Source organism: Roseateles saccharophilus, from assembly GCF_004342485.1.
GTDB classification, from domain to species: Bacteria; Pseudomonadota; Gammaproteobacteria; order Burkholderiales; family Burkholderiaceae_C; genus Pelomonas; species Pelomonas saccharophila.
On the sequence record NZ_SMBU01000043.1, the window covers coordinates 1 to 18,431 of the forward strand.

General features: G+C 69.1%; 16 protein-coding genes. 11 read left to right on the forward strand and 5 right to left on the reverse strand.

The window, feature by feature from the left end:
* A partial coding sequence (locus EV671_RS22990; protein WP_132576233.1) for an IS1634 family transposase occupies nucleotides 1–1,626 on the forward strand: 1,626 nt, incomplete at its 5' end.
* A 70-nt stretch (nucleotides 1,627–1,696) separates the two neighbouring features.
* Here the strand turns inward: EV671_RS22990 and EV671_RS22995 are convergent.
* On the reverse strand, nucleotides 1,697–2,959 hold the full coding sequence (locus tag EV671_RS22995; RefSeq protein ID WP_132576235.1) for a pyridoxal-dependent decarboxylase, exosortase A system-associated: 1,263 nt from the start codon (nucleotides 2,957–2,959) through the stop codon (nucleotides 1,697–1,699).
* Nucleotides 2,956–4,545, reverse strand: a complete 1,590-nt coding sequence (locus tag EV671_RS23000) for an acyl-CoA ligase (AMP-forming), exosortase A system-associated (RefSeq protein ID WP_132576237.1) — start codon at nucleotides 4,543–4,545, stop codon at nucleotides 2,956–2,958. The genes EV671_RS22995 and EV671_RS23000 overlap by 4 nt, the downstream gene beginning before the upstream one ends.
* A 133-nt stretch (nucleotides 4,546–4,678) precedes the next feature.
* Between EV671_RS23000 and EV671_RS23005 the strand changes: the two genes are divergently transcribed.
* The 10 genes from EV671_RS23005 (at nucleotide 4,679) to EV671_RS23050 (ending at nucleotide 15,645) form a co-directional block, all read left to right on the forward strand.
* The gene (locus EV671_RS23005) at nucleotides 4,679–4,933 is read left to right on the forward strand and encodes an acyl carrier protein (RefSeq protein ID WP_132576239.1); all 255 of its coding nucleotides are present in this window, start codon (nucleotides 4,679–4,681) and stop codon (nucleotides 4,931–4,933) included.
* A gap of 17 nt (nucleotides 4,934–4,950) precedes the next feature.
* Nucleotides 4,951–6,138, forward strand: coding sequence for a DegT/DnrJ/EryC1/StrS family aminotransferase (locus EV671_RS23010; RefSeq protein WP_132576241.1), 1,188 nt, complete (start codon nucleotides 4,951–4,953; stop codon nucleotides 6,136–6,138).
* 23 nt (nucleotides 6,139–6,161) lie between these two features.
* A complete protein-coding gene (locus tag EV671_RS23015; protein ID WP_132576243.1) occupies nucleotides 6,162–7,187 on the forward strand; it encodes a GNAT family N-acetyltransferase in 1,026 nt (341 codons plus the stop codon).
* Nucleotides 7,184–7,987, forward strand: coding sequence for a hydrolase 2, exosortase A system-associated (locus EV671_RS23020; protein WP_132576245.1), 804 nt, complete (start codon nucleotides 7,184–7,186; stop codon nucleotides 7,985–7,987). Before EV671_RS23015 ends, EV671_RS23020 begins: the two co-directional genes overlap by 4 nt.
* Nucleotides 7,984–8,844 (forward strand): hydrolase 1, exosortase A system-associated, encoded by an 861-nt coding sequence (locus tag EV671_RS23025; RefSeq protein ID WP_132576247.1) that lies wholly within the window; start codon nucleotides 7,984–7,986, stop codon nucleotides 8,842–8,844. Before EV671_RS23020 ends, EV671_RS23025 begins: the two co-directional genes overlap by 4 nt.
* The gene (locus EV671_RS23030) at nucleotides 8,787–9,572 is read left to right on the forward strand and encodes a tetratricopeptide repeat protein (RefSeq protein WP_132576249.1); all 786 of its coding nucleotides are present in this window, start codon (nucleotides 8,787–8,789) and stop codon (nucleotides 9,570–9,572) included. Before EV671_RS23025 ends, EV671_RS23030 begins: the two co-directional genes overlap by 58 nt.
* 9 nt (nucleotides 9,573–9,581) lie before the next feature.
* The gene (locus EV671_RS23035) at nucleotides 9,582–10,496 is read left to right on the forward strand and encodes a glycosyltransferase family 2 protein (RefSeq protein WP_132576252.1); all 915 of its coding nucleotides are present in this window, start codon (nucleotides 9,582–9,584) and stop codon (nucleotides 10,494–10,496) included.
* On the forward strand, nucleotides 10,489–11,610 hold the full coding sequence (locus EV671_RS23040) for a glycosyltransferase family 4 protein (RefSeq protein ID WP_132576254.1): 1,122 nt from the start codon (nucleotides 10,489–10,491) through the stop codon (nucleotides 11,608–11,610). Before EV671_RS23035 ends, EV671_RS23040 begins: the two co-directional genes overlap by 8 nt.
* A gap of 157 nt (nucleotides 11,611–11,767) precedes the next feature.
* Nucleotides 11,768–13,960 (forward strand): GNAT family N-acetyltransferase, encoded by a 2,193-nt coding sequence (locus EV671_RS23045; protein ID WP_165917693.1) that lies wholly within the window; start codon nucleotides 11,768–11,770, stop codon nucleotides 13,958–13,960.
* A 14-nt stretch (nucleotides 13,961–13,974) separates the two neighbouring features.
* Nucleotides 13,975–15,645 carry an asparagine synthetase B family protein gene (locus tag EV671_RS23050; RefSeq protein WP_132576258.1) on the forward strand — a complete coding sequence of 557 codons (1,671 nt, stop codon included), beginning with the start codon at nucleotides 13,975–13,977 and terminating at the stop codon, nucleotides 15,643–15,645.
* Nucleotides 15,646–15,669: 24 nt separating this feature from the next.
* Here the strand turns inward: EV671_RS23050 and EV671_RS23055 are convergent, their stop codons facing one another.
* From EV671_RS23055 to EV671_RS23065, 3 genes are read right to left on the reverse strand one after another with little or no spacing between them, the layout of a single operon-like run.
* Nucleotides 15,670–16,767: a DegT/DnrJ/EryC1/StrS family aminotransferase gene (locus tag EV671_RS23055; RefSeq protein ID WP_132576260.1), complete on the reverse strand. Its 1,098-nt coding sequence runs from the start codon at nucleotides 16,765–16,767 to the stop codon at nucleotides 15,670–15,672.
* The gene (locus tag EV671_RS23060) at nucleotides 16,768–17,355 is read right to left on the reverse strand and encodes an acyltransferase (protein ID WP_132576262.1); all 588 of its coding nucleotides are present in this window, start codon (nucleotides 17,353–17,355) and stop codon (nucleotides 16,768–16,770) included. It lies immediately after the preceding gene.
* A 4-nt stretch (nucleotides 17,356–17,359) separates the two neighbouring features.
* Nucleotides 17,360–18,430, reverse strand: a complete 1,071-nt coding sequence (locus tag EV671_RS23065; protein WP_132576281.1) for a Gfo/Idh/MocA family protein — start codon at nucleotides 18,428–18,430, stop codon at nucleotides 17,360–17,362.
* Nucleotide 18,431: the final 1 nt, after the last annotated feature.

The following is an 18,431-nucleotide window of genomic DNA, read 5'->3' on the forward strand; positions in this document are numbered from 1 at the left end:
CCCACCGAGGTGATCGAGGGCCTGAAGCTGCTACTGCGCGGCGGGGTCGCCGTGCCCAGCGCCGAGGCGGTCTTCAGCGTCGAGCGCAGCCTGCCCCATGGCCATGTGGCCGCGGTGCTGGGCTGCGCACGCGGCGCGGGGGCCCCGGGCTGGTTCGCCTCAGCCCCCAAGGAGCTGCAGCCGCTGCTGATGGCCCTGCTGGTCGCGCGCGTGATCGCGCCAGCCTCCAAGCTGGCCACCCACCGCCTGTTGCACGACGACACCGCGAACTCGTCGCTGGGCCGCGTGCTCGGGGTCGGCCAGTGCCGCGCCGAGGAGCTGTATGCGGCGCTGGATTGGCTGCACGACGCGCAGCCAATGATCGAGCGGCGCCTGGCGCGCCAGCACCTGCTGGGCTCGACCCTGGTGCTGTACGACCTGACCTCGACCTGGCTGACGGGGCGCTGCTGCGAGCTGGCCGCGCGCGGGCACTCGCGCGATGGCAAGCGCGACGATCCGCAGATCGTCTTCGGCCTGATCTGCACGGGCCAGGGCTGCCCGATCGCGGTGGAGGTGTTCCCCGGCAACACCGCCGATCCGGCCACCGTGGCCGCGCAGGTGGCCAAGCTGCGCGAGCGTTTCGGCATCCAGCACATCGTCTGGGCGGGTGACCGCGGCATGCTGACCTCGGCTCGCATCGAGCAAGTGCTCAAGCCCCAGGGCATGGATTGGGTGAGCAGTCTGCGCAGCCCCCAGATCGCACAACTGGCCGCCGAGCACGGGCCCTTGCAGCCCTCGCTGTTCGACGAGCGCAACCTGCTGGAGCTCACCAGCGAGCACTTCCCCGGCGAGCGCCTGGTGGTGTGCCGCAACCCGCTGCTGGCCGAGGAGCGCGCCCGCAAGCGAGGCGAGCTGCTCGCCGCCACCGAGGCCGATCTGGCCAAGATCGCCGCGGCCACGCGGCGCGAGCGCCAGCCGCTGCGCGGCGAGCAGGCCATCGCCTTGCGCGTGGGCCGCGTGATCGAGCGCTTCCACATGGCCAAGCACATCGAGCTGTCGATCACCGACGACACGCTCACCTGGCAGCGCCGCAACGACGCGATTGCGCAGGAGGCCGCGCTCGATGGCCTGTACGTGATCCGCACCAGCGTGTCGGCCCAGCAGCTCGATGCCGCCGCGGCGGTGGCCGCCTACAAGAGCCTGTCGCATGTGGAGCGGGCGTTCCGCTCGATCAAGACGGTGGACCTGCATGTGCGTCCGGTCTTCCACTACAACGCCCAGCGTGTGCGGGCTCACGTATTCCTGTGCATGCTCGCCTACTACGTTGAGTGGCACATGCGGGCGCGGCTCAAGCCCATGCTCTTCGACGACGAGCACCTCGACGAGGCCAGCGCCAGCCGTGCCTCGCCCGTGCTCAAGGCGGTTCGCTCCGAGCAGGCCAAGGCCAAGGATGCGAGCAAGACGGCCGAGGACGGGCTGCCGCTACACAGCTTCAGGACGCTGCTGCAAGACCTCGGGACCTTGGCCTACAACGTCACTCACACCACGCTTAACCCCGAGGCCCAGATCGTCCTCACCACGCGGCCCACACCTCTGCAGGCCAAGGCCTTCGAGTTGCTCGGCCTGAACCCGGCCTGTACCCAGTAGCCGCCCACCCCGCGAACGCAAAGTTCAAGCGGGGCGCCGACTTACGTTCGCAGAGGCGCCAAAGTTCGGCTTAGACCAGCACCTCGACGCAGGCCGGGTGGCCCAGGAAGCCCTCGGGGCTGGCACTGCGGCCATAGGCACCGCTCTGGTAGACGACCGTCAGGTCGCCGATCTCGCCCCTGGCCATCTCCATGCGGTCGGCCAGCAGGTCCAGCGGCGTGCACAGCGGGCCGACGACGCTGGCAGCCTCGGTGGACGCCTCCTGCCGGCCCTGCGGCTCGACGGAGGCCGGGTAGTTCTTGCGCAGCACCTGGCCGAAGTTGCCGGACGCCGACAGATGGTGGTGCAGGCCGCCATCGGCCACCAGGAAGACCTGGCCGCGCGAGACCTTGCGGTCGACGAGGCGGCTGACGTAGACGCCGGCCTCGCCGACGAAATAGCGGCCCAGCTCGATGACCAGCCTGGCTTGCGGCAGGTCGGCCCTCGCCCGCTGCTGCAGCGCCGCCAGGTTGGCCGCGATGGGCGCCAGATCCAGCCGCGTCTCGCCCGGGAAATAGGGAATGCCGAAGCCGCCGCCCAGGTTCAGGAAGCGCACCGGCGCCGGGGCCGATTCGGCCAGGCGCAGGGCCAGTTCGTAGCTCTTCAGCTGCGCCTCGCAGATGGCCTCGGCCTTCAGGTTCTGCGAGCCGGCGAACAGGTGGAAGCCTTCGAAGGCGAGCCCGTCGCCGGCCAGCGCGCCGACCTGGGCCAGCACCTCGGGCACCGTCTCGGCATCGATGCCGAACTGCTTCGGCCCGCCGCTCATGCGCATGCCTGAGCCCTTGAGTTCGAAGTCGGGGTTCACGCGCAGGGCGACGCGGGCCGGCAGGCCCAGGCGCTGCGAGGCCGCGGCCAGCACCTTGAGCTCGCGCGCCGTCTCGACATTGACGAGCACGCCGGCCGCCACCGCCTGGCCCAGCTCGATGTCGCGCTTGCCGGGGCCGGCGAAGCTGATCTCGTGCGGATCGGCGCCGGCATTCAGCGCCACCTGCAGCTCGCCCGCCGAGGCCACGTCGATGCCATCGACCAGTCCGGCCATCAGCTGCACGAGGGCCGGCATCGGGTTGGCCTTCATCGCGTAGTGCAGCTCCAGCCCTGCCGGCAGCGCGGCGCGCAGCTCCGCGACGCGGGCCTTCAACAGCCCGCGGTCATAGGCGTAGAAAGGCGTCTGGCCGACGCGCTCGGCCAGCACCGACAGGCGCTGGCCGCCGACCAGCAGCTCGCCGCTGGCATCACGCGAGAACAGTACGGGCGCGTGCTCCAGCACACGCTTCGGGGGAGTGGTATCGCTCATGCGGCGTGGCGCTCGACCCATTCGGTCGAGAGTGTCTTGCGGTCGATCTTGCCATTGGGGTTGCGCGGCAGCGGGCCGCTGCGGGCCTGGATGCCGTGCGGCACCATATAGGCCGGCATGCGGGCCTTGCAGGCGGCGGCCAGCGCGGCCAGGTCCAGCCCGGCAGCGCCCTCGGGCGGCGTCGCGATGACCTGGATGGCCTGGCCCAGCGTGTCATGGTCGACGCCGAAGGCCACGCATTCGCCGACCAGGCCGGTCGCGTACAGAATCTCCTCGACCTCGGTGGGGCTGACGCGGTAGCCCGAGGTCTTCATCATCTCGTCACGACGGCCAACAAAGTACAGGAAGCCCTCGGCGTCGCGGCGCACCGTGTCGCCGGAGAACACGGCGAACTCGGGCAGCTGCAGCCCGCCCTCACGGCCACCCACGCCGACCGGCAGGGGCTTGTAGCGCTCGGCCGTCTTCTCGGCATCGTTCCAGTAGCCCAGGCCCACCAGCGCGCCGCGGTGCACCAGCTCGCCGGGCTCGTCGGCCGCGCATTCCGTGCCGTCCTCGCGCAGCACGAGGATCTCGGCGTTCGGGATGGCCTTGCCGATGGAGTCGGGCCGGCGGTCGACCTCGGCAGGCGGCAGATAGGTGGAGCGGAAGGCCTCGGTCAGGCCATACATCAGGAATGGCTGGGCCGATGGCGCCTTGCTCCGCAAGGCATCCAGCGTCGCGCGCGGCATGCGCCCGCCGGTGTTGGCGAAATAGCGCAGATGCTGGTCGATGGCGGCCGGCCATTCCAGCTGGGTCAGCTGGATGTAGAGCGGCGGCACGGCCGTCAGCCCCGTGACCTTCTCGCGCTCCATGGCCTTGAGCACGTCGCGGGGCAGCAGATAGTTCAGCAGCACGACGCGGGCGCCACTGTGGAAGGCCGTCGTGAGCTGGCTGAAGCCGGCGTCGAATGACAGCGGCAGCGCGGCCAGCAGCGTGTCGCTGGCGCGGTTCTCCAGGTAGCCGGCCACGCTCTTGCCGCCGGCCACCATGTTGCGGTGGGACAGCACGACGCCCTTGGGCCGGCCCGTCGAACCCGAGGTGTAGAGGATGGCCGCCATGTCGGTGTCGATGACGCGATGACCGGCGCGGGCCGGCGCGGCGAGCAGGGCCGCCCAGTCGTGCAGCGGCACCGGCGCCGAACCCGAACCGCCGGTCAGCACGACATGGCGCAGCGAGGGGCACTGGGTCAGCACGTCGCCGAGTTGGGCCAGGCGCTCGGGCGAGGTGACGAGCACGCGCACATCGCAGTCGCGCAGGATGAAGCCCACCTGCTCGGGCTTGAGCAGCGGGTTCAGCGGCACGAAGACGCCGCCGGCCGCCGGCGCGCCGAAGCTGGCGACGACCGTCTCGAAACGCTTCTCCAGATAGATGGCTACGCGCTCGCCGCGGCCCAGGCCCAGCTGCATCAGGCCGCTGGCGAAGCCGCGCACGGCGGCGTCCAGTTCGCCATAGCTCAGCGTCGCCGCACCATAGGTCAGCGCCGGGGCGCCGGGCGTGCGCTCGGCGGCAACGGCCACCAACTCGTTCAGCAGGGTCGATTCGGGCATGAAGGCGCGGCCGCAAAACAGGCGTTGAGAGTGAAAAAAGTATCTCACGCGACCCCGAGGCCAAGGGGTGGCTGCCCCCGGAGGCAAGGGGGCCGGAGGCTAAACTGCCGCGCTTGCTTTTTGGACGCACCCGATGGAAAACGCCCAGGTTCTCGGCCACGTGCTGAGGCTTCTCGATGACGTGCTCAGCCTGAACGGCCGCGCCCAGACCTTCACCCGCGACACCGCCCTGCTCGGCGCCCTGCCCGAGCTGGACTCGATGGCCGTGGTCAGCCTGATCACCGCGATGGAGGAGCAACTGGGCCTGGCCGTCGACGATGACGACATCGACGGCGACACCTTCGCCACCGTGGGCTCGCTGGCGGACTTCGTGGCCGCCCGGACCTGAGCGGCCAGAGCCTGCGAATGAACGTCGACGCCAGCAATCCCCGTTCGGTCCCCCGGAATCCCGTGCCGGGCCCGCACAACTGCCAGGTCGACACAGGCTCCCCGGCCCTGCCCTGCCTGCTCGACCGGCCCGGCGCGCTGCTGACCAGCAGTGGCCGCGCGGCCATCCTGCTGGGCCTGGAAAGCCTGGCGCTCAGCCCGGACCAGCGCGTGCTGGTGCCCAGCTACCACTGCCCCACCATGGTGTCGCCGGTACTGACGCTGGGGCACCGGCTGGGCTTCTACCCAATAGCCGCCGACGGCCGCCCCAGCCTGGACTGGCTGGAGCAGCATGCGCCGGCCGACACACGCGTACTGTGCGTCGCCCATTTCTTCGGCCTGCCGCTGGACTTGCGCGACCTGCGCGCCTGGTGCCAGCGCCGCGGCGTGCTGATGCTGGAAGACTGCGCGCACGCCATGTTCGGACAGGGCGAGGGTGGCGCGGTGGGCGCGCTCGGCGATGTCGTCATTGCCAGCCTGCCCAAGTTCTTCGCAGCGCAGAACGGCGGCCTGCTGCTGGTCAAACAGCCGGCCCGGCCCGTCGCGCCGCTGGAACCAGTGGGTCTGAAGGGCCAGCTGAAGGCGACGCTGGACGACCTAGAGATCAGCGCGTGCTACGGCCAGCTGGGGCTCCGGCGGGTCTGGGCGGCCCCGCTGCTGGCGCTCAAACGGATGCTGCGTGGCGGCGGCCGCGCTACGCCCACCAGCGCGGCTCCGCAACCCGCCCGGTTCGACCCGGCGGGTGACTACGCGCGCATCGACGTGAAGCTGTGCCATCGCGCACCGACGCGCGCCGCCACGCGGGCGGCCTTGCTGACCTCCCGCGGCCGCGTCATCGCCCGGCGGCAACAGCACTACCGCGCCATGGCCACCGCGTTGGCCAACCGGCCGGGCATGCGCCCGCTGTTCCCGGCCTTGGCCGAGCACAGCGCGCCCTATGTCTTCCCGCTCTGGGTGGACGACCCCGACCCGGCCTATCAGGCCTTGCGAGCGCTGGGCGTGCCGGTGTCGCGCTGGGACTGGCTGTGGCCGGGCGTGCCGGATCTGGCCGGCGACCAGGGAAAAATCTGGTCTCACCATGTGCTGCAGTTGCATTGCCATCAGGACATGAGCGACCAGGACCGAAACTGGGTGATCGACGCTCTCCTCACCTACCGCAGGAGTTGACGGCCTTGAAAACAACTTCAACGATGGACTGGAAACTCGTTCCGGCAAAGCAGTTGGCCACCTTGGCCACCCACTGGGATGCGCTGCAAGCGAAGCTGTTGCCCCACGCCTTCCTGCGCAGCGATTTCCTGTTGTGCCTGCTGGACCAGTTCGGCCAAGGCCGAGAGCTGCTGGCCTACCGTGAGGATGACATCGGCTGGACCGCGGCGTTGCTGCTCCGGCCCCGGGGCAAGGGTCGCTGGAACAGCTTCCAGCCGTCTCAGCTGCCGATGGGCCCGGTGCTGCTGCCGGCGGACGAAGACCTCGAGGCAGCACTGCAGTCGCTGCTGCGCGCTCTGCCCGGGCTGGTCTTGGGCGTGGGGCTGACGCAGCTGGACTCGCTGGCCCACATGGGGCCTTTCGACGGTGCACGGCTGCGCCATCAGCACTACATTGACACGGCCTGGGTCGACGTCGAGAACGGCTTCGAGGCCTACTGGGAGGGGCGCGGCAAGAACCTGCGCCAGAACACGCGCAAGCAGCTGAAGAAGATCGAGGCCACCGGCGTGACGCCGCGCCTGGAGATGATCGACACACCCGAACTGGTCGCGCTGGCCATCAAGCAGTATGGTATGTTGGAGAACAGCGGCTGGAAGGCCGAACTGGGCACCGCCATCTCCGTGGACGGCGCCCAGGGGCGCTTCTACCGGCAGGCGCTGGAAAGCGCGGCGGCCGCGGGCCGGGCCCGCATCTACCGCTACTGGTTCGGTGACGAAGTCGTCGCGATGGACCTGTGCGTGCATCAGGACGACTGCCTGGTGATCCTGAAGACGGCTTACCAGCAGGCCCATCAGGCGGTGTCGCCGTCGACGCTGATGCGCGCCGAGGAGTTCAAGGCAGTGTTCGACGAAGGCCGCTTCAAGCGCATCGAGTTCTTCGGCCGCGTGATGGAGTGGCACACGCGCTGGACCGACAAATCCCGCCCGCTGATGCACCTCACCGCCTACCGCTGGGCCTGGCTCAAGGCGCTGCAGGACCGGCTCAACCGCAGCAAGACCCGAGCAGCTTGAACACCCCACCCGACGTCTTCTTCCTGCCGGCCGACGGTGAGCAACGGCTGTGCCTGTTCCATGCGCCGGCTGGCGAGCCGCGCAGCCGGGTGCTCTACCTGCACCCCTTCGCCGAGGAGATGAACAAGTCGCGCCGCACGGCCGCCCTGGCCTGCCGCGCGCTGGCCGAGGCGGGCCATGCCGTGCTGCAGATCGACCTGCGCGGCTGCGGCGATTCGTCGGCCGACTTCGGCGACGCGTCCTGGACCGACTGGCAGGCCGATGTGAGGCTTGGGCTGCACGCGCTCGACGAGCGTGCACCGAACGACGCGCCGTTGTGGCTCTGGGGCCTGCGCGCCGGTTGCCTGCTGGTCACGGCCGACTGGGGCCGGCCAGTGAACTATCTGTTCTGGCAGCCGATGACCAGTGGCAAGCTGGCGCTGCAGCAGTTCCTGCGCCTCAAGGTGGCCGCCGAGATGGCCGCGGGCGCCAGCAAGGGGCTGATGGAACAGATGAAGTCCGAGCTGGCCGCGGGCCGGTCGATCGAGATTGCCGGCTATCGGCTCGGTCCGTCCCTTGCATCCGGCCTCGAGGCCGCCAAGCTCAACCCGGCCGGTGCGCCCGGCCGCGTGGAGTGGCTGGAGCTCAGCACACGCGAGGACGCCCTGCTGACGCCGGCCAGCGAGCAGGCCATCAAGGGCTGGCAGGACACCGGCTGGACCGTGCGCCCGCAGGTCGTGCAGGGACCGAGCTTTTGGGCCACGGCGGAGATCGAGCTCGCGCCGGCGCTGATCGCCCGCACCGTGGAGGCGCTGGCGTGAACGAATCCGTGCTGAGCATTGCCTGCGGGGGGGAACCGTTGGTCGGCATCCTGGCCGAACCCGACGGCACGCCCGCCGACGTCGGCGTCCTCATCATCGTCGGCGGCCCGCAGTACCGTGTCGGCAGCCATCGCCAGTTCACGCTGCTGGCCCGCAACCTGGCCGGCAACGGCTTCGCGGCCTTGCGCTTCGACTACCGCAGCATGGGTGACAGCCCCGGCGAGACGCGCGACTTCCTCGACGTCGGCACCGACATCGCCGCGGCCATCGATGCCTTGCTGGCCGCGCGCCCGGCACTCAGGCGCGTTGTCCTCTGGGGCCTGTGCGACGCCGCCTCGGCCTCCCTGCTCTACCTGGATGCCACCCACGACCCACGCGTCGCGGGCGTCGCGCTGCTGAATCCCTGGGTGCGTTCGGCCGCGACGCTGGCCCAGACCCACGTCAAGCACTACTACTGGCGCCGGCTGCGCCAGCCCGAGTTCTGGCTCAAGCTGCTGCGGGGCGGCGTGGGCCTGGCCGCGCTGCGCGGCCTTGGCAGCAACCTGCGCCTGGCCCGCGGTGCCGGCCAGGCCAAGGCCGACTCGCGCAGCTTCCAGGACCGCATGGCTGCCGGCTTGCGTGGCTTCGCGGGCCCGGCGCTGCTGATCCTGAGCGGCGATGACTACACTGCCCGGGAGTTCGCGGGCCATGCCCGAACCTCCACGGCCTGGCTTGGCTTGCTGACACGCCCGACGCTGGACCTGCACGAACTGCCGACGGCTGATCACACCTTCTCGATGACCGCGGACCATGGCGCGCTATGCCGCATCTGTTTGGACTGGATGAGGACACGATGCCTGACAGCCGAAAGCCGATGAACCACTGCCTGCTTGCCCAGGCCTGCTGCGTCGCGCTGGCGCTGGCTTTGGCTGCCCTGCCGCTCGCGGCCCAGCCTTCCAAACGGGCCCCGCCGCCCGAAGGCTGCGGCGAAACGCACAACACCTATGGCCCCTTCGATCACCGTAGCGCACATGCCTCACAGCTCTACATTGTCGAAAGCGTTCACTTCACGCGTGGTGTCGAGAACCTGACCCACGGCTCGACCGGTCCCTTCAGCAAGGACATCGCCTACACGCTGGCCGTCTTTCCCAACCATCCGCGCGCCATCATGTCCATGGCACGCCTGGCGGACCGGGAGAAGTCGAACCAGGCCGACGGTGCCGACATGACGGTCGAGTGCTATTTCGCGCGCGGCATGAACTTCGCACCCGACGATCTCGTGTTCCGCATGCTCTACGTGAACTACCTGATCCAGCACAAGCGCCTCGACGAGGCACACCGCTTCCTCGACTACGTCGTGACTCAGGCCGGGGACAACCAGCTGACCCTTTTCAACGCCGGCCTGCTGTACTTCGACATGCAGGACTACGACAAGGCGCTGATCCAGGCCCACCGCGCAATGGCCCTGGGCATGACCCGCACGGAGCTGCGCGACCGGCTGAACTCGGTCGGTCGTTGGAAGGAACCTGACCCGGCTGAAGCGCCGGACGCAGCCGCGTCGGCACCGCTCCCTGCGGCGTCGGCCGCCTCGCAGACCTCTCCCTGAACCTGCTCCATGCCCCGCGTCAACATCGTCGTCCCTGCCTACAACGCCGAGGCCTTCATCGCCGAAACGGTGCGCTCGGCGCTGCACCAGACCATGCCCGACCTGCAGGTCACCGTCATCAACGACGGCTCCAGGGACGCTACGGCCGCGAACGCCGAGCTGGATGATGCCCGCGTGCGCGTGATCTCGCAGGAGAACCGCGGCATGTCGCGTTCGCGCAATCGCGGCATGGCCGAGGTGGACTCTGAGTTCGTCGCGCTGCTGGACGCCGACGACCTCTGGCACCCCGAGAAACTGCGCCTGCAGCTCGAAGCCCTGCAGGCCCGCCCCGACCACGACTTCTGCTACACGGCCTTTACTGTCTGGCAAGGGGAGCCACGGCCCGACTACTTCCAGGAGGTCCGCAACGGCCACGTCGACGAGGCGCTGTCCGGCTGGATCTACCCGCGCCTCATTCTGGACAACCATGCCCTGCCCTCATCGGTGCTTTGGCGGCGCAGCGCCTGGGACAGCATGGGCGGCTTTCTGACCGACAACCAGCAGACCGACGACTGGGAATACCTGGTGCGCGCCAGCACCCGGCATCGCTTCGTGCGCCTGGCCGAATCCTTCGTGCTCTACCGCCAGCACCCGGTCTCGTTGTCGCGCCGCATCCCGGCCACGAACACGACCGAGCTGATGCGCGCCGACCTGCTGCGCCGCTTCGGCATGAGCTCGCCCCCCGGCCACGACGTCGACCCCGTGGCGCTTCAGCGCTTCCAGCACCGTGGCTGGTGCAATTTCGCCGACTCGCACACCGCCAAGGGTGATCTGGCCCTGGGCCTGAAGACTTTCGCCGGCCTGCTTCGCAGCGGCCCCTACCGCACCCACACGCTGACCAAGTTCGCCAAATCGCTGTTCCGCCGTTGGGTGCCCAATGACTGAGGCGCTGCGGATCGGTATCAGCGCCACCAGCCTCAACACCGCGCATCTGCGCGGCATGGGCAAATACCTGCTTGAGATGTGCAGCCAAGCCGGCCCCGCCGACGGCGTGGCCTGGACACTGTTTGCACAGAACGCCAGCAAGCCCATGCACCTGCCGCGCGACCAGCAGGTGCAGGCCGACATCTTCGACTTCCCCGGCGACCGGTTCTCTCTTTGGGAGCAGGTCGGCTTGCCGCGGCGCATCGGTCCGCACCGCTTGGACGTGTTGCACTGGGCCGAGAACACGATGGCCTGGTGGCAGCCGTGCCCGGCCGTCGTCACCATCCACGACACCATCCCCTGGGAAGCGGAGACGCCCACTCGCTGGCAGCACTGGTACTGGCATCGCCTGATGCCCGCAGCCTTCCGGCGCTGCGCGGCTGTCGTGACGATCAGCGAATCCTCCAGGCGCGACATCCTGGCCCGCTGGCCCGACCTCGAACCCAAGTTGAGCGTCATCCCGCACGGCATCGAAGCCGCCTACTTCGAGCCACCGCCGAGCAGCTTGCCTGCCACGCTGACCACGGAACTGGCAAGTGCGCGCTTTGCGGTCTACCTGGGCGGCCCGATGAAGCGCAAGCGCTTTGACTGGGCACTGCAGACGCTCGCCGCCCAGCCCGATGCAACGCTGAAGCTAGTCGCCTGCGGCTTCGGTGCCGATGCGCGCAAGGTGGCCCGCCTGGCCCTGCCGCGCGAGCTGCAGGGCCGCGTCGTGTTTGCAGAGTTCCTGTCCGATGCCGAGCTGCTGGCGCTCTATCGCGCGGCGGTCGCCGTGCTCTACCCGACGCTCTACGAGGGCTTCGGCTTCCCGGCCGTCGAGGCGCAGGCCGCCGGCACGCCGGTCATCTTCAGCCCGCTGGGCAGCCTGGCCGAGCTGGTCGGGCCGCTGACCACGCTGGTGCCGGCCGAGGACCTGGCCGCCTGGGCTGCCGCGCTGCACGAGGCGGCAACGCTGAGTGCCGAGGCGCGCGCCGCCAAGGCCGCGCAGGCCGCTGCCTGGGCCCAGGGGTTCCGCTGGGGCGAGAGCTGGCGCCGCCACCTCGAGGTCTACCGCCGGGTGGCCGGGTGCCGATGACGCTGCTATTCCTGAACCCCGACGCACCGGTGAGCGCCTCGCCAGGCCTTCCCAAGCAAGCCCGCGCCGGCCTGGCGGGAGTCGGCCCGGGCACCGGATGCCCCGCGAACGCCTGGCGCCGTCGGCCAGGCAAGGCCGCGTGCCGCAGGAGGCCGCGGTGAGCCTCCCTTTGTGCTGGCAGCTCCACAGCATCGACCCCCAGCAGGGCCTGGGCGTGCACCGTGCGGCCTGGGACCGGCTCAACCGCGCCCAGACCGCCGGCCACGCGATGCTGGACGGCGGTTTCATCGACGCGCTGCTGCGTCATTTCGGCGCCGGCGGTGTCCAGCTCGCCGTGGCGCACGACGGCCAGGCACCCGTGGCCATGCTGCTGATCAACCTGCGCGCGCGCGGCCTGGGCGTCTGGTCCAGCTTCATGCCCTCGCAGACCCAGGTCGGCCCCAGCCTGGTGCCGACCGACACCGACCTGAGCGGCCTGATGGCCGCACTGCCGGGCTATGCCGGCGAGCTGGATCTGCTGTGCAACGACCCGCGCTTCGGCGACCTGCGCGCACTGCCCGGCCAGCCCGTGCAGAGCCTGCCGCATGCGCTGACGATGAGCGTCAGCCTGCGCAACGGCTTCGATGACTACTGGGCCCAACGGCCGCGCAAGCTGATCCAGAACATGCGCCGCTATCTGCGCCGGCTGCAGTCCGAGCCCGGCGGCGAGCGGCTGGACATCATCAGTGCACCCGAAGCCATCGCCACGGCCGTGGACCGCTACGCGGTGCTGGAGAGCAGCGGATGGAAGGGCCGCGAGGGCACCGCCATCGGCAACGACAACTCCCAGGGTCGCTTCTACGCCGAACTGATGCAGACCTTCGCCCAGCGCGGCGAGGCCCTGATCTACGAGCTCTGGCTCGGTGAGGAGCTGCTGGCCTCGCGCATGCTGCTGCTGCGCGACGGCATGGCCGTCATGCTCAAGACCGCCTTCCACGAGCGCTTCGAGCGCCTGGCGCCCGGCCGCATCCTGCTGCTGCGTACGCTGGAAGACCTGTTCAAGCGCGCGCCAGGTGGCATCGTCGAGTTCTACACGAATGCGGAGGCCGACCTGCTGGCCTGGTCCACCTCGCAGCGCTGGATCAACCACGTCAGTGTCTACCGCCACAACGGCCTCGCGGTCCTTTACGGGTTGCTCAGGCGCAGCACACGGGGCTGGCTGCGGCGCGGCAAGCAGCCGGTCGACACGGCGATCATGGTCAGCCGCAGCGGTGCCAGCGTCGAAACCTACGCCCATGTGCGGGAACTGCCGGTCGACGCCATTGCACTGCTGCATCGGGCCGAGGAGCACCATGTCGAGTTCGGCGCGGACTGGCTCGCCAACCTCATCGACACCGTCTACGCACGCGAGCCGCGGCTCCATGAGGTGCGCATCCTGGTGCTGCGGCGCCAGGGTCGGGTGCTGGCCGTCGTGCCAACGGTGGCGCAGACCGGCACGCTGGGCCGAGAAGTCAGCGCGCTGTCCAACTTCTACACCGCCATCTACGCGCCCGCACTCGATGACGACCTCGAGGCCGAAGATCTGCTGCCGCTGACTCGCGCGCTGCGCCAAGGCGGCGCCGACGCCGCGGCCTATCGCTTCTCGCCGATGGACCCGGACTCGCGCGAGTTCGCGCTGCTCAAGCGGGCCCTGACGCTGGCCGGGCTCAGTACGCATGCCTACTTTTCGTTCGGCAACTGGTACGAGCCGGTGCGCCAGCACTGGCCCGACTACCTGAAGGACCGCAGCGGCCAGTTGCGCAGCACGATCAAGCGCATGAACAAGAAGTTCGCGAGCGAAGGCGGGCGGCTGGAAGTCGTGCGCGACGGCGACGCGCTTGAGGTTGCGCTGGCCGCCTACCGCGACGTCTATGCCCGCAGCTGGAAGGTGCCCGAGCCCTACCCCGACTTCGTGCCCGGGCTGATCCGCCTGTGCGCGCGCCGCGGCTGGCTGCGACTGGGCATCGCCTGGCTGCACGACAAGCCCGTGGCGGTGCAATTCTGGATCATCGCCAACGGCCGCGCCAACATCTACAAGCTGGCCTACGACCAAGCCCACAAGGCGCTGGCTCCGGGCACGCTGCTGACCGCGCTACTGATGGAACAGGCGTTGGATCTTGAGAGCGTCCAGGAGGTGGACTATCTGATCGGTGACGCCCCGTACAAGGCCGAATGGATGAGCCGACGCCGTGAACGCCTGGGTCTGGTGGCCTACGACCCCTTGACGCTGCACGGCCTTGTGGGCCTGGTGCGCCAGACCGCTGGCAATGCCTGGCGGCGCCTGCGCACACTGCGAAACACCCCTCATCCCGCCGACAATCCTGCGTCCTGATCCTAACGACTCGCATGCAAGCCCAAGCCCTGCCGCCCGACACGCCATTCGCCTCCGGCCTCCCCCGCTTCGCCGCGCAAGCCGCCGACGCCCTGGCCGCCTGGCGGCAGGCCTATGCCGCGCGTGGCGCCGCCTGCGCGGCCGACGTGGGCGGCGAGTTCGCTGTCGCGCTGGATCTGCCGGGCGGAGGCAGCTACCTCGCCGTCGACCGTTTTGCCGTGCACAGCCTCTGCTATGCGGTGCAAGGCGGCCGGCTTCACTATGCAACGCGCGCCGACGACCTGGCCCGCCGCCTCGGCATCACGGCGCTGGACCCGCAGGCCATCTTCGACTACCTCTTCCACCACTGCATTCCGTCGCCGCGCACCATCTACACCGGCATCCTGCGACTGCCGCCGGCGCACTACGCGCTGTTCGAGAACGGCCAGCTGACCGTCGCGCCCTACTGGACCCCGCGCTTCACGGAGCAGGCCAACCCCGACTTCGGTGCCCTGCGCGACGAGTTCCGCGGCATCCTGCGCGCCGCGGTGAAAGGCCGCCTCGGCGCCGACGGCAAGACCGCCTGCTTCCTCAGCGGCGGCACCGATTCCTCCACCGTCGCCGGCCTGCTCGGCGAGGCCACGGGCAAGCCGCCAGCGAGTTATTCCATCGGCTTCGAGGCCGAAGGCTACGACGAGATGGCCTACGCGCGCATCGCCGCCAAGGCTTACGGCGCCGACCACCACGAGTACTACGTGACGCCGGCCGATCTCGTGAAGGCCATCCCCGCTGTCGCGGCCCACTACGACCAACCCTTCGGCAATTCCTCGGCCGTGCCGGCCTTCTACTGCGCGAGCAAGGCGCGCGCCGATGGCTACACCCGCATGCTGGCCGGCGACGGCGGCGACGAACTCTTCGGCGGCAACACGCGCTATGCCAAGGAGCGCGTCTTCCACGTCTACAGCCAGATCCCGTCGCCGCTGCGCGCCGGCGTGCTCAACCCGCTGTTCGTCAACCCGGTCGCGGGCCGCATTCCGCTGCTAAAGAAGGGCACGAGCTATATCGCCCAAGCCCGCGTGCCGATGCCGGACCGCATGCAGAGCTACAACCTGCTGGACCGCCTGGGCCTGGCCGACGTGCTGACGCCCGCCTTCCTGGCCGCCGTCAACACCGACGCCCCGCGCGAGCACCAGCGCGCCACCTGGAACGGCGGCCCGCACGAAGCCAGCCTCGTCAACCAGATGCTGGCCTTCGACTGGCGCTACACGCTGGCCGAGAACGACCTGCCCAAGGTCGTCGGCACGACGGGCCTGGCCGGCATCGACGTCAGCTTCCCGCTGCTGGACACGCGGCTGCTGGACTTCTCGCTGAAGCTGCCGACCAGCTACAAGCTCAAGGGGCTGAAGCTGCGCTGGTTCTTCAAGGAGGCTCTGCGCGGCTTCCTGCCGGACGAGATTCTGACGAAGAAGAAGCACGGCTTCGGCCTGCCCTTCGGCCCCTGGGCCGTGAAAGACGCGGCGCTGAACGCGCTGGCCGCCGACTCGCTGCGCGGCGTGGCCGCGCGCGGCATCGTTCGCACGGAGTTCGTCGAAAGCCTGCTGACGCAGCGGCTCAAGGAGCACGCCGGCTATTACGGCGAGATGGTGTGGATCCTGATGATGCTGGAGCAGTGGCTGCGCCGGCATGCGCCTGATTACCGGCTTTGATGGCCGGCTTTCATTCGCGAGGAATCAAGCCAGCGCGGCGCTGAGCGCGGCAACGACCTGTTCCTGCTGGGCCTCGCTCAGGTCGGCACTCATCGGCAGACTCATCACGCGTGCGGCGGCGGCGATGCTGTGCGGACAGTCCTCGGCCTTGGCGTACTGCGCGTAGGCTGGCTGGTGGTGCAGCGGGCGCGGATAGTGCACGGCAGTCGGCACGCCGGCGGCCTTGAGCCGGGCTTGCACGGCATCGCGGTCGTCGACGAAGACGGTGTACTGCGCCCAGACGCAGTCGCGGTCGTCGCGTACCGCCAGCAGTTGCAGGCTCGGGATGGCTGCACTCAGCTTGGCGCGGTAGGCATGGCCCAGCTCCAGGCGGCGGCGGATCTCCCACTCGAAGCGGTCCAGCTTGCCCAGCACGACGGCGCATTGCAGCGTGTCCATGCGACCGCCCACGCCCAGACGCGTGTGCAGATAGCGCTGGCTCTGGCCGTGGGTGCGAATCTCGCGGCAGGCCTGGGCCAGCTTGTCGTCGCTGGTGAAGATGGCGCCGCCGTCGCCATAGCAGCCCAGGGGCTTGCTGGGGAAGAAGCTGGTGCAGCCGAAGGTGGAGGTATTGCAGCTCTTGCTGCCGCGGTACGTGGCGCCGAAGCTCTGGGCGCCGTCCTCGATGACAGCCAGGCCATGGCGCTGCGCGATGCCATTGATGGCGTCCATGTCGGCCACCTGGCCGTACAGGCTCACCGGCATGATGGCCTTGGTACGCGGCGTGATCGCGCCTTCGATGAGGCTGGCATCGATGTTGGCCGTGTCGGGCTCGATGTCGACGAAGACGGGCACGCCGCCGGCCAGCACGATCATCTCGGCCGTGGCCGCGAACGTGAAGGGGCTGGTGATGACCTCGTCGCCGGGCTTCAGGTCCAGGGCCATCAGCGCGATCAGCAAGGCCTCGGTGCCGCTGGCGACGCTGATGCAATGCCTGGCGCCGGTGTAGGCGGCGAGGGCCTGCTCCATCTCCTTGACCTCGGGGCCGAGGATGTACTGGCCATGATCCAGCACCTTCTGGATGCGGGCGTTGATGTTGTCGCGCAGAGCCGCGTACTGGCTCTTGAGGTCGATGAAGTCCATTCAGCTCTCGATCAGTTGGAGTTGGCGGCCGCTCAGCAGATAGCGGTCGCCGGTATGGCGGCAGACGGCTTCGACGGGCTGCTCGCTTGCCAGCGGCAGTTCCAGACGCTCGCCGAAGCGGCTCATCCAGCCGGCCTGCCGGGCCGGCACGCCCACCATCAACGCGAAGTCGGGCACGTCGCGGTTGATGACGGCGCCAGCACCGACGAAGGCATGGCGGCCGACCGTCGTGCCGCAGACGATGGTGCTGTTCGCACCCAGCGTCGCGCCCTGCTTCACGAGGGTGCGGCGGTACTCGTCCTTGCGCGTGACGGCCGAGCGCGGGTTGTAGACATTGGTGAACACCATGCTGGGGCCGCAGAAGACGTCATCCTCCAGCGTGACCGCGTCATAGACCGACACGTTGTTCTGGATCTTGACGTTGTTGCCGATGAGCACGTCGTTACCGACATAGACGTTCTGGCCGAATGAGCAGCGCTCGCCGATGCGCGCGCCCGCGCTGATGTGCACGAAGTGCCAGACGCGGCAGCCATCGCCGAGCTGGGCACCCTCGTCCACGATGGCGCTGGGGTGGATGGTCGTCGCCATGGCTTCAATAGGCCAGCGGCAGGTTGACGCGTTTGCCGTCGCGGGCGCTCAGATACATCGCGATCAGCAGCTCCAGGGACTTCAGGCCCTCGCGGCCATCGGTCTCGGCCTGGGCCTCGCCACGCAGCGTGTTGATGACGTTGTCGTAGTAGAGCGGGTGGCCGAAGCCGTAGACGGACGTGGTCTGATAGCTCGCGTCGGCGATCTGCGCGTCCATCTCGTGAGGCGTCTCGAACTCCCAATGCTGGATCTCGTTGACGGCAACGCCGCCGACGCGCACCGAGCCCTTCTCGCCTAGGAGGGTGATCGAGCCCTCGAGGTTCTTCGGGTAGGTCAGCATGCTGACGTTGACGGTGCCCATCGCACCGTTGCGCCACTTCAGCGCGGCCACGCCGCTGTCTTCCACCTCGATGTTGCGCGCCAACGTGCCGGTATAGGCCATCACGCTCTCGACCGGGCCGCAGACCCAGTCCAGCAGGTCGATGTAGTGGCTGGCCTGGTTCATGAACGCGCCGCCGTCGAACTCCCAGGTGCCGCGCCATTCGGCGCTGTCGTAGTAGGCCTGGGGGCGCGTCCAGAACACATTGACGGCGATGTTGTAGAGGCGACCGAAGCGGCCCTCGGATACGGCCCGCTTGAGCAGCTGCAGCGTCGAATTGCGGCGGTTCTGCTTGACGACAAACAGTTGCACACCGGCGTCGTCGCAGGCCTTGACCATGGCCAGGCCATCCTGCCACCGCGTGGCCATCGGCTTCTCGGTCATCACATGCAGGCCAGCCTGGGCAGCCTCTATGGCCTGGCGCGGATGCAGGCCGCTGGGCGTCGTCAACACGACGCAGTCGATGCCGAGCTCGGCCTTGGCCGCGAGCAGCTCGGTCAGCGACTTGAAACCGCGCGCGCCGGTCTTGGCAACGGCGGCGTCCAGCGCCGCCGGGTCCACGTCCGCGACAGCCACCAGTTCCGCCCGGTCGGCATGCTTCTTGACGGCCTCGAAATGGTTCTGCGCGATGCGGCCGCAGCCGATGAGCGCGAAGCGGACCTTGCGGCCCGTGACAGGAGAATGGTGCTGACGCATT

Coding starts and splice junctions, on each gene's coding strand:
- EV671_RS22995 (WP_132576235.1), bottom strand. CDS start 2,959: ATGAGCGATACCACTCCCCCGAAGCGTGTGCTGGAGCACGCGCCCGTA.
- EV671_RS23000 (WP_132576237.1), bottom strand. CDS start 4,545: ATGCCCGAATCGACCCTGCTGAACGAGTTGGTGGCCGTTGCCGCCGAG.
- EV671_RS23005 (WP_132576239.1), top strand. CDS start 4,679: ATGGAAAACGCCCAGGTTCTCGGCCACGTGCTGAGGCTTCTCGATGAC.
- EV671_RS23010 (WP_132576241.1), top strand. CDS start 4,951: ATGAACGTCGACGCCAGCAATCCCCGTTCGGTCCCCCGGAATCCCGTG.
- EV671_RS23015 (WP_132576243.1), top strand. CDS start 6,162: ATGGACTGGAAACTCGTTCCGGCAAAGCAGTTGGCCACCTTGGCCACC.
- EV671_RS23030 (WP_132576249.1), top strand. CDS start 8,787: ATGCCGCATCTGTTTGGACTGGATGAGGACACGATGCCTGACAGCCGA.
- EV671_RS23035 (WP_132576252.1), top strand. CDS start 9,582: ATGCCCCGCGTCAACATCGTCGTCCCTGCCTACAACGCCGAGGCCTTC.
- EV671_RS23040 (WP_132576254.1), top strand. CDS start 10,489: ATGACTGAGGCGCTGCGGATCGGTATCAGCGCCACCAGCCTCAACACC.
- EV671_RS23050 (WP_132576258.1), top strand. CDS start 13,975: ATGCAAGCCCAAGCCCTGCCGCCCGACACGCCATTCGCCTCCGGCCTC.
- EV671_RS23055 (WP_132576260.1), bottom strand. CDS start 16,767: ATGGACTTCATCGACCTCAAGAGCCAGTACGCGGCTCTGCGCGACAAC.
- EV671_RS23060 (WP_132576262.1), bottom strand. CDS start 17,355: ATGGCGACGACCATCCACCCCAGCGCCATCGTGGACGAGGGTGCCCAG.
- EV671_RS23065 (WP_132576281.1), bottom strand. CDS start 18,430: ATGCGTCAGCACCATTCTCCTGTCACGGGCCGCAAGGTCCGCTTCGCG.